This window comes from Amycolatopsis sp. NPDC003676, assembly GCF_053587275.1.
The window spans coordinates 65,132-80,007 of the sequence record NZ_JBSFNS010000007.1; the positions used below are offsets into that span (position 1 = coordinate 65,132).

Sequence of the window (14,876 nt, forward strand, 5' to 3'; positions counted from 1 at the left end):
CATGTCGACCACCCTCGAACGGCCCGCGACGACACCGGCTTTCCAGCAGGTGAGCGCGGCCCGCAAGGTCAAAAACGGCGTCGCCACGGTGCTCGTGTGGCTGTCCTTCCTGATCGCCGTGGTCCCGCTGGTGTGGGTGCTGTACACGGTGATCGCCAACGGGATCAAGCGGATCCCGTACAGCAACTGGTGGGGCCAGGACTTCGGTTCGGTGCTCGGCGACGAGGTCGGCGGCGGCGTGCTGCACGCGATCATCGGCACCCTGTTGCAGGGCCTGGTGTGCGCGGTCATCTCGGTGCCGATCGGCCTGCTGGTCGCGATTTACCTCGTCGAGTACGGCCGCGGCAAGCTGGCCAAGGCGACCACGTTCATGGTGGACATCCTGTCCGGTGTTCCGTCCATTGTGGCCGCGCTGTTCATTTACGCGCTGTGGGTCACCACGCTCGGCCTGCCGCGCAGCGGGTTCGCGGTGTCGCTCGCGTTGGTGCTGCTGATGATTCCGGTGGTCGTCCGCTCGGCGGAGGAAATGCTGCGGATCGTGCCGGACGACCTGCGCGAAGCTTCGTACGCGCTGGGCGTGCCGAAGTGGAAGACGATCATGAAGATCGTGCTTCCGACGGCGCTGTCCGGCATCCTCGGCGGCATCATGATGGCGCTCGCCCGCGTGATGGGCGAAACCGCGCCGCTGCTGGTGCTCGTCGGCTACACGTCGTACGTCAACTGGAACATCTTCAGCGGGGAGCAGGCGTCGCTGCCGTTGGTGATGAACAACGAACGCGCCACCAACTCGATGGACCCCGGCAGCGTCGGCTTCGACCGGATCTGGGGAGCCGCGCTCACCCTGGTGCTCATCATCGCCGTGATCAACCTGCTCGCCACGGTCCTTTCCCGCATCGTCGCCCCGAAGAAGAAGTGAGTCATGGCCAAGCGAATCGACGTCAAAGACCTGGACATCTACTACGGCAAGTTCCACGCCGTGGACAGCGTCACGCTGAACGTCCCGCCGCGGAACGTGACCGCGTTCATCGGGCCGTCGGGTTGTGGCAAGTCGACGGTGCTGCGCACGCTGAACCGCATGCACGAGGTCATTCCCGGCGCGCGGGTCGACGGCCAGGTGCTGCTCGACGGCGAGGACATCTACGCCTCGGCGGTGGACCCGGTGCAGGTGCGCCGCACCATCGGCATGGTGTTCCAGCGGCCGAACCCGTTCCCCACGATGTCCATTAAGGACAATGTGGTGGCCGGGCTTCGCCTTGGCGGCACCAAGAACCGCAAGCAGCTCGACGAGATCGCCGAGCGGGCGCTGCGCGGCGCGAACCTGTGGAACGAGGTCAAGGACCGGTTGAACAAGCCGGGCGGCGGCCTCTCCGGCGGGCAGCAGCAGCGGCTTTGCATCGCGCGGGCGATCGCGGTGCAGCCGGACGTGCTGCTGATGGACGAGCCGTGTTCGGCGCTGGACCCGATCTCGACGCTCGCGATCGAGGACCTGATCGGCGAGCTGAAGAAGGACTACACGATCGTCATCGTGACGCACAACATGCAGCAGGCGGCGCGGGTTTCGGACCAGACCGCGTTCTTCAACCTGGCCGGCGTCGGCCAGCCCGGCCGCCTGATCGAGCTGAACGACACGGAGAAGATCTTCTCCAACCCGGACGAGAAGGCCACCGAGGACTACATCTCGGGCCGTTTCGGCTGATTCCACTGTGGACGGCCGCCCTGGTTTTCCTTGCCGGGGCGGCTGTTCTTATTTCTGGGCATGAAAAAACCGCCACCCTCAGGTGGCGGCTTTCGTTGTGGTGTCTCAGATGGTCAGGTCTTCGTCGTCGGTGCCGTAGCCCGGCATCCGGCCGGTGACCACGAAAATCATCCGCTTGGCGACGGACACCGCGTGGTCGGCGTAGCGCTCGTAGAAGCGGCCGAGCAGCGTGACGTCAACGGCGGACGCGACGCCGTGCGGCCATTCGCGGTCCATCAGCACGGTGAACAGGTGCCGGTGCAGGTCGTCGACCTGGTCGTCCTCGGCCTCGAGGTCCTTGGCGGCGGAGACGTCCTTGGTCTTGATGACCGCCTCGACCTGCCGGGCGAGCTTGACCGCGGCCTGGCCCATCTCGGCGAAGTACGGCTTGACCGCTTCCGGCAGCACCGGGTCGGGGTGGCGGCGGCGGGCGGCCTTGGCGACGTGCAGGGCGAGATCTCCCATGCGCTCCAGGCTTTCCGCCGCGTGGATGGCGGCGAGCACGGTGCGCAGATCGGTCGCGACCGGGGCCTGCAGCGCGAGCAGCGCGTACGCCTGCTCCTCGCATTCGGCGCGCGCGTCGTCGACCTTCGCGTCGTCGCTGATCACCTGCTCGGCGAGGCCGAGGTCGACCTCCAGCAGTGCTTTGGTGGCCCGCTCCATGGCGTCGGCTACCTGGACCGACATCGCGGCCAGGTTTTCGGCGAGCTGATCGAGTTCCACATGGTAGGCCTCACGCATGAGCACACCCTACGACGTGGACTGTCCGAATACCGCATCGCTGGGTGAACCGCATGTGAACCCCGCCTAACGAATCCGAATGATCAACCGGTGTTGGTGCTCTTGCGCGAATCCGCGTTCGCGGGCGGCGCGCTGGCCGCGGTTCCGGCGGGCTGGTTGCCCGGAAGCGGCGTGTTGTCGCGCAACGCGTCGAAGAGGCTCTTCGTCTTTTCCTGGATCAGCACTTCGTTGCCGCGCTTGTTCGGCAGGCCGACGGTGGGCACGGTCATGAAGTTGATGTTGGCCGGGTTCAGTCCGCGCATCGACTGCGCGAGCGTCATCATCTGCTGCACGCCGAGGTTGTCGCCGAATGTCGCGTGCGCGAACGCGGTGATGAAACCGGACAGTTTTCCCGGGTCCAGCACGACATCCGAGGACATGACCTTCTTGAGCAGCGCGCCGATGAACGCCTGCTGCCGCTTGATCCGGCCGTAGTCGGAGGTAGGGTCGCCGATGACGTGCCGGGCGCGCACGTAGCTCAGCGCCTGGTCGCCGGAAATGGTCACGTCGCCGGTTTCGGCGAGCACCTTGCCGAGCGTGGTGTCGTCGATCGGTTTCTCGTTGTGCACGGTCACCCCGTGCACCGCGTCGACCATTTCCTTGAACCCGTTGAAGTCGATGCCGATGAAGTGGTTGATCCGCAGGCCGGTGATCTTCTGGATCACTTTCGTCATGCACTGCGGGCCACCGACCGCGTACGCCGTGTTGAGCTTGGCGATCTTCTGCTCGCGCACGACCTCGTCGGTAGTCTGCGATTTGGCCGGATCCCACCGGTTGCAATCCGGTCGGTCGATTTCGAGGTCCCGGGGGAACGAGACGACGACGACCCGCTTCCGGTCCGCGGGAACGTGCGCCACCATCACCGTGTCCGACCGCGCGCCAGGGATATTCGACGCGTCCCCGACGTTTTCCTCGGACGAGGCCCCGTCCCGGGAATCGGAGCCGACCATGAGGAAGTTCTCGTCGTTGGCCTGCGCGTCGGCGTTCTGAATGTCCGAAGAGTTCTCGTCCAGCGCGGAAACTTCGGTGAACTTGGCGTCGAACCAAGTGACCGCGCCCCAAGCGACCCCCGTGCCGATGAAAATAAGCACGGCGACCACGATCAACGCGATCCGCCCGATCCGGATATTGCGCGCGATATGCCGCTGCTTTTTCTCCTGCAGCCGAGTCTGCTCGGATTGTTCGGCGGGTTTTTCTTCTTCGTCTTCTTTGTCCAGAAGAACGACCCGCTGCAACGCGGTCCGGGTCTGCTCGAACAACGCCATCGACCGGGTAGTGAGCCGCTCCCGCCGTTCCCGGCGCTTCGCCTCTTCAGCCGCCGCGTCGTCGTGCGCGGCCGAGAACCGGGCGAGACTGTGATCGATCTTGCGACGGTATTGCGTCGCCTCGTCGATCGCCTCCATCTCGTCGGTCATGGTGAGCGGATCCATCTCAGCCCGCGCCGCCGCGGCCGGCTTCACCGGAGTACGCCGAGGCCGCTTGCCGTTCGGCCCCTCTACTGCCGGGCTGAGCTGGGTGCGCTCAGCGTCGGCTTTGACGGCCGGGCTGAGCTGGGTGCGCTCCGGATCGACGTCGGCTTTGACCGCTGGGCTGAGCTGGGTGCGCTCTGGATCAACGCCGGGTTTGACCGCCGGGCTGAGCTGAGTCCGCTCGGAGCGTTCCGGCTCTTGGCCGAGGCTGAGCCCCTTGACCGGCGTGAACTGCGTCCGGTCGGCTGCCTTGCCGTCGAGCACCGGGCCAAGCTCCTGAGCCGCACCCGGCCCACGCCTCGGTCGTTGGGGCCCGCTCTGCGGACTGGCGCTGTCCGGCTCAGAACCGTCGAGCACCGGGCTGAGCTGAGTCCGCTCAAGCCCCGCAGCGGCATCGGGAACTGGCCCCCGAGAACGCGGCCCCGGAGCCGGCCGCCCCGGCTTGCCCCGCACTCGATCCGGCTCGAGCGCTGGGCTGAGCTGAGTCCGCTCGAGTTCGTCCCCCGCTTCTGCGGGAACTCCATCGATGCCGCCAGGCCCCATGGGCCGCCGCCCAGGACCGGCTGCCCGTCGCCCGGGCGCGTTCGGCCCAGGCACTCGGTGCCCGCCGGAGTCCTGTCCGGCCGCGCGTTGTCCGTCGGGCATGGGCATCGCCGCCGACTCAGGGCCCATTGGCTGCCCGGCAGGCTCAGGCCCGGTGCCCCGTCGCCGTGCGGGACCCGGCATTCGCTGCTCGTCGGGCCCGCCAGGCATAGCTGCGGATTCGGGGCCACTCGTCGGTTGCCCAGCGGATTCGGAACCGGGCGCTCGTCGCCGCGGGGGCGTTCGCTGTACGTCGGGATCGGGCGCGCCGGGAATCGCTGCCGATGCGGGACCACCCATCGATTGCCCAGCGGGGTCCGGACCCACTGCCCGCCGCCGCGCCGGGCCGGGCATGCGCTGCCCGCCCGCTTCCGGGCCAGGCACCCGGTGCCCGCCAGAGTTTTGCCCGGGCGTCCGTTGCCCCACGGAGTCGGGGCTGGCCATCCGATGCTCGTCGGGCAGCGCCGCCGAGTCAGCTGTCCGTTGCTCCGCGGGTCCGCCAGGCATCCGTGGCGTGCCGGAACCGCCGACCCCCGGCCCTGCCGCCCGCGGCCCGTCGAATTCCGGACCCGGGAGCCGATGCCCACCAGAGTCCGGACCGGGCATCCGCTGCCCAGAAGTGTTCTCCGCACCGTGCGGCCGCCGAGGCCCCGGCGGATCCGGCGAAGCCGGGACCCCACCACCCTGCCGAGGCCGCGGCGGAAGCCCATCCGCCCGCCGACGCCGCGTCCCCGCTACCGGAGAACCCAAATCCTGCTCGGCACTTCCGGCCAGTTCGTCATCCGCGGCCCCGGCCGCCCGCCGACGCCGCGGTTCCCCCGTCCGCCCAGCTACCTCGCCAGGTCCAGCCTCGGCGGGACGTTCCCCGGCACCTGCTTCGCCAGCCCCCGGGGACTGCTGGCTCACGTCCCGGCGACGACCGCCAGGTCCGCCTGTTTCACCAGGCTCAGCCCGATAAGCCCCAGTTTCCCGACGTCGAGCGCCGCCACCGTTCCCCGGCGTCTCGGGAGCATCCGGAACACCGTGGCGATTGCCATCAGGCACCGGACCGCCGAGAAGCGCCCGTCCGCCCACCCGTGCAGCATTCCCGCCGTCGACGTCCGAAACGCCACCACGACGCTCCCCATTCGCCCGACGGCCGCCGGAAAGCCCATCGTCATCGCCCGAAGCCCCGCCGCGCCGATTGCCACCACCGTTGACCGGCCCGTTCGCGGGGCTCCCCAGCGTGGGGCGGTCTTCTACGGGCCCGTTCCTGAACTCGGAACCGCCAGCATCCTCTCGACTGTGCCGACTGCCGATGCCGTTGGCGTGCCCGTTCGCCGATCCACCAGCTAGCGCGGCGTCGTTTGCCGCAGGCCCGCCGTGCCGACTGTCGGCTCCATTGACGTGGCCGTTCGCCCGCCCGCCCGCAGCGTCGTCTGCCGTGGGCTCGCCGTGTCGGCCAACCCCGTTGACGTGGCCGTTCGTCGGAGCGCCACTGGGGGCGAGATCGTCTTCCGCGGGCTCGCTGTGGCGACGACCGCGCCCGTTGGCCCGTCTGCCAGACGTGCCGGTGTTGCCTCCGGCCAGTTCGCCCGCTCCGCTGACGCGCGCGCCCCGTGGTGCAGCGTCGTCTTCTGCCGACCCGCCGTGCCGACCGCCGACCCCGTTGACCTGCCCGTTGGCCCGATCGCCGTTCAGATCCGACGCGTCTCCAGCGTGCCGACTACCAACCCCGTTGGCGTGCCCGTTTGCCCGCCGGCGGCCCGGTTCGGCGGGCAGCCCGGCGAGGCCGTTCGCTCCCACATAACCAGCGTCCGGCTCAGCCCGCCGTCGCCCGGGCTCGGCATCCGCCCGACGGCGGCCTGGCTCGGCTCGGCGAGTGCCCGGTTCCGCGAGCCGGCTCACCGGCTCCGAAAGCTGCGTGCCGGGATCGTCGGCGAAGGCGGGGCGCTCCCCGGTGTGCCGCGCGACCACGTCGGACACGCTGATGCCGCCGTGAGTGTCCATCGAACGGCGGCGTCCGCCGCGCGGGCGTGCCGTGGTGTCGGAATGGCGACCGGTGCCGGGGGTGTTGCGCTCGTCGGGCACTCGGTCTCCTCTCGCACGTCAGGCGCCAGGCTGGGGCGGCTTACCTTTGAACACCCGGCGGCTTCGCCGGGTCTCCCAGGACTCGTCGTACCGGGGGAGCTTTTCGTTATCGTACGGATACCCGCCGTTCGTGACGACACCCTCCCGCGAATTTCTTCACCATGCGTCGCCCTAAGGCGCACTGAAGCGGACGAACAGGTGAAGTTCGGGTTCGGTGAATGGAGTAATCGCAGACGCGTGTTACTCAGAGTGCGTAATTACCTGCGCGGTCTCGCGGTCATGGAAAGCGACCTTGTTGCGGCCGGCGCGCTTCGCGGCGTAAAGGAGATTGTCGGCCCGGTGGAGCTGGCGCGGCCCGGATCCGGTGCCGTGCGCGAGGCCGACGCTGATCGTAACCCGCAGGCCCGGCTGCAGTTCTGACCAGGGATGACGGGCGACCCGCAGGCGCGCGGCGTCGGCGACCCGGACGGCTCCCCGGTGATCGATTCCCGGCAGGACGAGAGCGAATTCCTCGCCGCCGTACCGTGCGCAGAACGCATCGGCCGGCAGCCCCTCCTGCAGGAGATCGGCGACCCGGCAGAGGACTCGGTCGCCGAGAAGGTGACCGTACGTGTCGTTCACGGACTTGAACCGGTCCAGGTCGACCAGGGCAACGGCCACCGCGGCCGGCAGTTCGGGCAGCCGCTGGTCGAGGTACCGGCGGTTGTAGCTCGAGGTGAGCGGGTCGCGCAGGCTGCCCGCTCGCGCGATGTCGAGTGCCGAGCGCAGGTGCCGGTAGGCCCGCCGCCAGTCGCCGCGCGTCGCGAACAGGTCCGCGATGGACTCGTGCAACGTCAACAAGTCTGGTGCGGTATCCCCCGTTCCGAGCTCGTCGTCCGTCGCCACTCTGACCTCCGCCACTCCATCGTTTTCGTCGTAAAGGAGCGGTGGCTTGAGTGATCGGTACGTACGAAGGTGAATTTCGCTCAAGTGGACGACGGACTTCCGCTGTTGTCACGCAGCGGAGTTCTTCGCCTCAGAGCGCGGAGAAGGGCTTTTTGTCCTTGAGCTGCGCGAATTGATCACGGGCCCAGTAGCTCGCGTCAGTCGTCGGATCTGTGATCCACTGTGTGTAATCGGCCCAGGAAATCCATCGCCAGCCGCCCACTTCTTCGGGATTCGGCCGCGGATCGACGTCCGTCCACGCGGCGAATACCGGGCAGAACTCGTTCTCCACGATCCCCTGGAAGGGCGGCGTGCGGTAGCGGTACGTGGGCAGCACGCACTCGAGGTCGTCGAGTGCGGGCAGCCCGAGTTCGTACGCGGCCCGCCGGCGCACGGCGGTCTCCAGCGCTTCGGCGGGCGCGGGATGACCGCACACGCTGTTGGTCCACACCCCCGGCCACACCTTCTTGTGCGGAGCGCGCTGGGTGATCAGCAGGGCGTTGTCCGAACGGCGCAGGACGTAGCAGGAGAACGCGAGGTGCAGTCGCGTCTCGGCGTGATGGCTGGCGAGCTTCGGCCCGGTCTCCCCGGTGGGCACGCCGTCCTCGGTCACGAAGACGACGCGTTCGGTTTCGGCTTCAGTGCTGGTGTCCACTCCGGATACTGAACACCACCCACCTGGCGGCCGATACCGCGAGCCGGGTGGCCGTTTCGCCCGATTCGAGTGTCGGGTCTTCACGCAACGCTCGAATCTTCAGCCCGCCGGACACCCGGCCGAACGACGGCGCGGGCGAGCCCGGGTCTCACCGGCTGCCGAGATGCTCGACGATCAACGAGGTCAAGGCCTCGGGCGCTTCCTCCGCTACCCAGTGCGACACCTCCTCGAGCATCTCGAACCGGTACGGCCCGGTGCACCAATTCGCCGTGTCGAGCGCGGCGACGGAACCGAAGGCGACGTCCTCTGTGGACCACACGTACATCGCGGGCACCGAAATCTTGCCGATTTTCCCGCCTGGCCGACCGGCTCGGTACCAGTTCAGCGCGGCGGTGAGCGCGCCTGGCTCGGACAGCCGCTGCACGTACTCGTCGATCTTGCTCGGCGGGATGCGCCGGTCGAAGATGTCGCGCAGCGCCTGGGCGTTGTCGGCCAGCATGCGCCGCTCGGTGGCGGGCGTCTGCCGCCACTCCGTCATATAGGCCGACCGCAGGTGCTGGTCCTCGTCCGTCCGCAGCGCTTCGGCGAGTGCTCCGGGGTGCGGCGTGGACACCACGGTGAGGCTGCGCAGCCGGTCGGGGTGCTCGTCGGCCGTCCACCACGCGACCGCGCCGCCCCAGTCGTGGCCGACCAGGTCGAACGTGCTCCAGCCGAGCGTGTCGGCCATCGCCACGACGTCGGACACCAGCGTCGCGATGCCGTATTCGGCCGGGCGCTCGGGCCGCACGCCAGGCGAATAACCGCGCTGGTCCGGCGCGATCGCGCGGTACCCGAGCACGCCGAGCGTCGCCACCTGGTGCTCCCACTCCACGGCGGCCTGGGGAAAGCCGTGCAGCAGCAGTACCGGGCGGCCGTCTTCGGGGCCGGCGGCGATTGCGTCGAAGGATCCCGCGTCGGTCGGGATCGTCAGCTGGTCGATCACGAGACGCACTCTACGGACCGGCACCGACAGTTTCGGGCGGTCTCTCGCTGTCACTGTGATCTGAGCTACCAGGGAACAAATAAGTTGAGTCGTGCGTTGGCAACTTCGCAAGGCTTGGTCAGCGCCGCAGCAGCTGGCCGCAGTTGTCCGAAAGGGGATTCGACATGCTGATCCGCACCGACCCGCTCGCCCAGTTCGACCGCCTGACGCAGCAGTTCTTCGGTGGCCAGGGCACCGCGCCGCGCTCCGTCCCGATGGACGCCTACCGCGCCGGCGACGAGTACGTCATCCAGTTCGACCTCCCGGGGATCGCCCGCGATTCCATCGACGTGAGCGTCGAGCGCAACGTGCTCACCGTCCGCGCCGAGCGCACCCCGGTCGCGGTCGAGGACGCGCAGGTCCAGGTGTCCGAGCGGCCGCGCGGCAAGTTCTCGCGCCAGCTGTTCCTCGGCGACACGCTCGACACCACGCGCATCGCCGCGGACTACGTCGACGGCGTGCTGACGCTGCGCATTCCGGTCTCCGAGAAGGCTCAGCCGCGCAAGATCACCGTCGGCGGTGCGCCGCAGGAGATCAACGCCTGAGGCCGTGAATCCAAGTTGTCCCTAGGTTGTCCACAGTGGGTTGTGGATAACCTGGGGACAATTGCTATCTATGCGGGTCAGCCGGTGATATCGGCGCGCTCGGCCGCACCAACGGCGCGATTGTGCAGTTGAGGACGAAGTACTCCGCGACGATCACGCAGACTGCGGCGACAGCGGACACCGCGACCACGGCCCCGGCGATCCGTCGACGGCTGCGGCGGGGAATGGCGAAGCTCTTGCTCGGACTGGGTCTGTGCAGTGGGCGTCTCGTGGTGGTGGGGATGGCCGCGTCGGCGAGAATTGCGTAGATCGGGCGGTACGCGAGGGATTTGCCGATGCCGAGTTCGCGGCTGTGCTGCGACGTGAGGGGTTCCTGGCTTTCGAACCGCTGCTGCGCAGGGACCGGTGAAGCTGGTCTTTCCGGCGACGCAGCACGCGCGGGACTTCGCCGAGGTTCGGCCCGGCCGGAATCTCCCGGCCTTGGAATGCGGCGGTTAGTTCACCGGCGCCCAGCGTCAGCACATCGGCCCCCGGGAAACCTCGATTTGGCCGCGGCGGGTGATAGCCGCCGACTACAATTGGCCCGCCGAGCGTTGGCACGGGGAGGTGGACGACGATGGCAGAGCTGAAGTTTCGCATTCTTGGCCCGCTCGAAGTGGTCGTCGCGGGCGAGGCCGTGCCGGTCAACGCGCCGAAGCAGCGGGTCCTGCTGGCCATGCTGCTGATGTCCGCCAACAGCCTGGTCAGTGCGGACGACCTCGTGGATCAGCTGTGGGAGCAAGCTCCGCCGCGCGGTGCGCGCGCGACGCTGCAGACCTATGTGCAGCGATTGCGCCGGGTCATCGGCGACGCCGAACGAATTACGACGCTGTCCAGCGGCTACCAGATTTCCGTCCGGCCGGGAGAATTGGATCTCGAACGATTCCGGGAGCTCCACGACTATGCGCGGCGGACGGAAGAATTAGGCGAAGCGGCCCGTGCTTTACGGGAGTGTCTCTCGTGTTGGCGCGGCGCGGCGCTCGCGGACATCCCGTCCGATCTCTTGCGCACCATCCATGCTCCTCGTCTGGAGCAGGAACGCCTTACGGCGATGGAAAGCCTGTTTCACGCCGAACTGCAGCTCGGCAAGCATCGTGAACTGGTCCAGGAATTGCGAACCGCCGCCGATGCCGCCCCGCTTCGGGAACGGCTGCACGGCCAGCTCATGCTCGCGCTTTACCGTTCGGGCCAGCAGGCCGAAGCGTTCGCGGTTTACAGCCGGATCAGGCGAGCGCTGGCCCACGAGCTCGGCGTCGATCCCACCGCGGAATTGCAGAAGACCTACGAGCAGATCCTGGCGGGCGATCCGGCCCCCGCCGTGCCGGTGCCGGCGGGCTCGCCCGCCCGCGAGCTGGTGCCGCATCAGCTGCCCACGGCGGTACCGGACTTCGTCGGCCGGGACCAGCTGGTGAACAAGATCGAGAACGTGCTGGCCGGGTCGAGCGCGAGCAGCCCGGTGCTCGTGCTCACCGGGCTGCCGGGCGTCGGCAAGACCTCGCTCGCGGTCAGGATCGCGCAGGGCAAGAGCAGCCACTACCCGGACGGCCAGATCTACGTCGACCTGCGCGGGCACGCGGCGGCCCCGACATTGACCCCCACCGAGGTGCTGGCCCGGTTCGTGGCCGCGCTGAATCCGGCGATGACGACCCTTCCCTCAGACCAGGAAGAACTAGTCGCGCTGTACCGCACTTTGCTGCGCGGCCGGAAAGTCCTCATCGTTCTGGACAACGCGGCCGATCCGGCACAGGTGCGCCCTTTGCTGCCGAACGCTCCCGGCTGTGGCGTGCTGATCACCAGCCGGAACGAGCTGCGGGGCCTCGTCGCTTTGCAGGGTGCGGTGTTGTTCCACGTGGGCGTGCTCACCAGCGAGTGCGCACGCTCCCTGCTGGCCCTGATCGTGGGCCAGGACCGGGTGGCGGCGGAACCTTCGGCGGCGGGGGAGCTCGTCGAGCTGTGCGGCTTCCTGCCGCTGGCGATCCGGATCGCGGCCGCCAATGCGGCCGGCCTGCCGGACTCTCCGCTGGCCGACTACGTCGCGGAGCTGCGGCAAGGGAACCGCCTGGCTTCGCTCAGGATCGTCGGCGACGAGGAAGCCGCGGTCCGCAACGCGTTTCAGCTTTCCTACGTGACGCTGGACGACGCCACCGCGAGAGTGTTCCGGTTCCTGGGACTTGTCGTGGCGCCGAACTTCTCGGCCGATGCCATCGCCGCCTTGACCGGGCTGCCCGGTTCCGAGGTCCGGACGATGCTCGAACGACTGACCGTGGCGAACTTGCTCGTGCGGACCGGCGGTTCCAGATACCAGCTGCATGACCTGCTGCGCGCGTTCGCGGCGGAGCAATGCGCGGAGGCCGACGACGAGGTCACGCTGACGGCGGCTCAGGAAAGACTTCTTACGTTCTACTTGCACCACACTGAGGCAGCGGGATCGTTGCTGTACCCCACTTATGTGCGGCTTCCCCGACCGGAAAGCCTCGCGCGGACCCCGCCTGATCTCTTCGCGAACCAAGCCGAAGCCATGGCCTGGATGGACGCCGAATGCCTGAACGTGCTCGCGGCCGTCGTCGACGCCGCCGACGGTGGACTGGCCTGGTTGTCCTGGCTGCTGGTCGAGACGTTGCGGCCGTACTTGGTGACCAGCGGCCGTTATCGCGAAGAAGGACAGAGCGCTTGTGCTGCCGCGCTTCGTGCGGCGGTGGCCCGCGAGAATCTCCCCGCCATCGCCGCCACCCACTGCTCCATGGGATCGCTGAGCTTTCGGCATGGCGACAACCAAGCCTCCCTGCGGCACTTCACGGAGGCGCGCGTCGCCTATCAGGACGCGCGGCACGTCGAAGGGCAGGCTCATACGCTCATCTCGCTCGGAGCCTTGGACCGGGAGGTGGGGAAAGTCGACGACGGCGCCGCTCGGGTGCGCGCCGGCCTCGCACTGGCGGAGAAAACCACCAACGTGCCCTTGCAGCGGTTCGGCTGGCTCGGACTCTGCTATGCCGAGTTGCTGCGGGGGAACCTGGACGACGCCGAAGCCGCCGCCCGCAGGACTCTCTCGCTCTGCGATCTTTCCGGTGAACAAGCCACCGAGGGGGACGTGCGCGGCATGCTCGGCGAGGTTTTGTTGCTGCGCGGGCATTGTCGCGAGGCCGTCGTCCAATTCACCAAGTCTCTGGAACTGCTTCGGCGCGGCTCGGTCAGGCACTTCGAAGCGGACGTGCTCGGCCATCTCTCGCGCGCGTACCGGGAGGCCGGCGACACGACGTCCGCCGCGCAGAACGCCCGGCTGGCATTGCGGATCGCCCGCAGCAGCGCGACGCGGGAGGACGAAGCGGACGCGTTGACCGCGCTGGCCGCGGTGTACTGCGTTCAGGACGAGCTGGCCGAGGCGCGCCGGCACTACCGTGCGGCGCTGGGGGTTTCCCAGGAAATCGGGTACCGCCGCGGAGAGATCGCCGCGTTCGCCGGACATGCTGAAGTCAGCAGGCTGACCGGTGACGCCGCGTCGGCCGTGTCTCAGGCGCGGAAGGCGAAAGAACTCTGCGAAACCTCAGGTCTGCGGATACTGGGCATGCAAGCGGAAATCGTTTTGGCGCGTGCCGAACTCGACAATGGGGACGTCGACTGCGCGATCAGCTGCGCGGAGTCGGCGCTCGCCGCGGCTCGGAAGTTCGGCGCCCAGCTCGATCAGGCCCGCGCGCTGCAGACCCTCGCACTGTCTCACCAGGCCGCGGGAAATCCGGCCGTCGCGAAAAAGTACTGCGATCTCGTCGACGACTGCTTGGCGGGAACCGAGCTGCCCGATTCGGCCGGGCTTCGCCGGTCATGTGCCGACCTTCGCCGCGACTGATCGAGGTTGCTCGCCGACCCGCCGCCACGCGAGCCCGATCAGGCAGGACACGACCACGCCCAGCAGACCGGCCGCGGCGATCACCGAGGAAGCCGAGAAGACCTCGGACAGGAGGCCGTACACCAGCACGGCGACTCCCTGGACGACGCGAAGCAGCGCGAAAATCAGCCCGTTCATCTGGCCCCGCATGGCCTCGGGGGAGGCGGTCACCACGCCAGTGGTCACGGGAACCCAGAAGCAGGTCGCGGCGCCGTTGACGAACCAGATCAGCGTGTCGGCCGCCAGCCCCGGATGCCAGGCGCACAGAATGAACGGCACCGCCGACGCGACCGCCAGCACGCCCAGCAGCTTCATCCGGGTCTCCGGGCGCACCCACCTGGCCACCGCCCACACGCCGACGACCATTCCGGCTGAGCCGACCCCCATCAAGGCTCCGGCGACGGCTTCACCGTTGCCCGACTCGATCGCGTAAGGCGCGGCGAGCGTGGTCGCGACCATGCAGATGCCGGGAACGACCGCGAAGCACATCAGCACTCGCAGCCGGCGGTCGGCACGGATCAGCTGCGAACTCGCGGCCAGCGAGGTCCACCAGCCGCCGGCGCGCGCCGCACTGGTTTCGGCCACGGGACGAGACCGGACGCCACGCCAGATCAGCAGCGCCGAACAGACGAAGGTGCCGGCGTTGATGTAGAGCGCGGTGCTCATGCCGAGTTGCTGCGCGACCGCGCCGGCTCCCGCGAAACCGGCGCCGACCGCGAGGTTGGCCAGCATGGTGTTGGCCGAGGTGCCGACCACGTAGCGGTCACCGCTGAGGACGACCGAAAGGGTCGCGGTCTGCGCGCTGCGAAACGGCGAATCCAGCAAGCGGACCGCGATGAACAGCAGCCACAGCACCGCGAGCGGCAGCCCGCTGGAGGCCATCACGGCGACCAGCGCGGCACGGAGCAGATCGGCCGCGATCATGACGGTCTTGCGCTTGAACCGGTCGGCGAGGCCGGAAAGCAATGCCCCGCCGACCAGGTCCGGAAGGAAGGTCAAGGCGTAGGTGACGGCCATGAGCCCGGTCGACTGACTCGACACGTAGACGCCGATCGTCACCGAGCCCCTGGCGAGAAAGTCGCCTGCCGTGGAGAACCCGAAGCCGCAGAAGATGGCACGGAATTCGGAGTTCGCGAAGACTTCCCGAAAAGTCGCCACCTCGTCCTCCCCCAGTTG

At 68.4% G+C, this 14,876-nt stretch carries 11 protein-coding genes; 4 read left to right on the top strand and 7 right to left on the bottom strand.

The window, feature by feature from the left end; translation table 11 throughout:
• The first annotated feature begins 1 nt into the window (after window position 1).
• Window positions 2-916: a phosphate ABC transporter permease PstA gene (gene pstA, locus ACWDNU_RS06380; protein WP_370933265.1), complete on the top strand. Its 915-nt coding sequence runs from the start codon at window positions 2-4 to the stop codon at window positions 914-916.
• A gap of 3 nt (window positions 917-919) precedes the next feature.
• Complete coding sequence (gene pstB / locus ACWDNU_RS06385; protein WP_370933266.1) at window positions 920-1,696, top strand: phosphate ABC transporter ATP-binding protein PstB; 777 nt, start codon at window positions 920-922, stop codon at window positions 1,694-1,696.
• A 105-nt stretch (window positions 1,697-1,801) separates the two neighbouring features.
• On the opposite strand, the gene phoU is transcribed toward pstB, so the two are convergent.
• The 6 genes from phoU to ACWDNU_RS06415 all read right to left on the bottom strand — a co-directional run bounded on the left by phoU (window position 1,802) and on the right by ACWDNU_RS06415 (window position 9,197).
• Entirely contained in the window at window positions 1,802-2,476 is a 675-nt protein-coding gene (phoU, locus tag ACWDNU_RS06390; RefSeq protein ID WP_344266135.1) for a phosphate signaling complex protein PhoU, read from the bottom strand.
• Window positions 2,477-2,559: 83 nt separating this feature from the next.
• Window positions 2,560-3,945, bottom strand: a complete 1,386-nt coding sequence (locus tag ACWDNU_RS06395; protein WP_370940626.1) for an LCP family protein — start codon at window positions 3,943-3,945, stop codon at window positions 2,560-2,562.
• Window positions 3,946-5,468: 1,523 nt separating this feature from the next.
• Window positions 5,469-5,726 (bottom strand): hypothetical protein, encoded by a 258-nt coding sequence (locus ACWDNU_RS06400; protein WP_449668009.1) that lies wholly within the window; start codon window positions 5,724-5,726, stop codon window positions 5,469-5,471.
• Between the two features lie 1,150 nt (window positions 5,727-6,876).
• Window positions 6,877-7,536 carry a GGDEF domain-containing protein gene (locus ACWDNU_RS06405; RefSeq protein ID WP_354745934.1) on the bottom strand — a complete coding sequence of 220 codons (660 nt, stop codon included), beginning with the start codon at window positions 7,534-7,536 and terminating at the stop codon, window positions 6,877-6,879.
• Between the two features lie 115 nt (window positions 7,537-7,651).
• Window positions 7,652-8,215, bottom strand: a complete 564-nt coding sequence (gene idi / locus ACWDNU_RS06410; protein ID WP_449668010.1) for an isopentenyl-diphosphate Delta-isomerase — start codon at window positions 8,213-8,215, stop codon at window positions 7,652-7,654.
• Between the two features lie 148 nt (window positions 8,216-8,363).
• Window positions 8,364-9,197 carry an alpha/beta fold hydrolase gene (locus tag ACWDNU_RS06415; protein WP_449668011.1) on the bottom strand — a complete coding sequence of 278 codons (834 nt, stop codon included), beginning with the start codon at window positions 9,195-9,197 and terminating at the stop codon, window positions 8,364-8,366.
• 164 nt (window positions 9,198-9,361) lie between these two features.
• Between ACWDNU_RS06415 and ACWDNU_RS06420 the strand changes: the two genes are divergently transcribed.
• Together ACWDNU_RS06420 and ACWDNU_RS06425 are read left to right on the top strand one after the other, a co-directional pair.
• Window positions 9,362-9,781: an Hsp20/alpha crystallin family protein gene (locus tag ACWDNU_RS06420; RefSeq protein ID WP_370933272.1), complete on the top strand. Its 420-nt coding sequence runs from the start codon at window positions 9,362-9,364 to the stop codon at window positions 9,779-9,781.
• A gap of 616 nt (window positions 9,782-10,397) precedes the next feature.
• Window positions 10,398-13,661 (top strand): BTAD domain-containing putative transcriptional regulator, encoded by a 3,264-nt coding sequence (locus ACWDNU_RS06425; RefSeq protein WP_449668012.1) that lies wholly within the window; start codon window positions 10,398-10,400, stop codon window positions 13,659-13,661.
• Here ACWDNU_RS06425 and ACWDNU_RS06430 read toward each other — a convergent pair.
• The gene (locus tag ACWDNU_RS06430) at window positions 13,635-14,858 is read right to left on the bottom strand and encodes an MFS transporter (RefSeq protein ID WP_449668013.1); all 1,224 of its coding nucleotides are present in this window, start codon (window positions 14,856-14,858) and stop codon (window positions 13,635-13,637) included. The genes ACWDNU_RS06425 and ACWDNU_RS06430 overlap by 27 nt on opposite strands.
• Between the last annotated feature and the right edge of the window lie 18 nt (window positions 14,859-14,876).

Excerpts from the sequence above, each read along its gene's own strand:
- pstB (WP_370933266.1), top strand. The coding sequence starts at position 920 with ATGGCCAAGCGAATCGACGTCAAAGACCTGGACATCTACTACGGCAAG.
- phoU (WP_344266135.1), bottom strand. The coding sequence starts at position 2,476 with ATGCGTGAGGCCTACCATGTGGAACTCGATCAGCTCGCCGAAAACCTG.
- ACWDNU_RS06420 (WP_370933272.1), top strand. The coding sequence starts at position 9,362 with ATGCTGATCCGCACCGACCCGCTCGCCCAGTTCGACCGCCTGACGCAG.
- ACWDNU_RS06400 (WP_449668009.1), bottom strand. The coding sequence starts at position 5,726 with ATGACGATGGGCTTTCCGGCGGCCGTCGGGCGAATGGGGAGCGTCGTG.
- pstA (WP_370933265.1), top strand. The coding sequence starts at position 2 with ATGTCGACCACCCTCGAACGGCCCGCGACGACACCGGCTTTCCAGCAG.
- ACWDNU_RS06425 (WP_449668012.1), top strand. The coding sequence starts at position 10,398 with ATGGCAGAGCTGAAGTTTCGCATTCTTGGCCCGCTCGAAGTGGTCGTC.
- ACWDNU_RS06395 (WP_370940626.1), bottom strand. The coding sequence starts at position 3,945 with ATGGATCCGCTCACCATGACCGACGAGATGGAGGCGATCGACGAGGCG.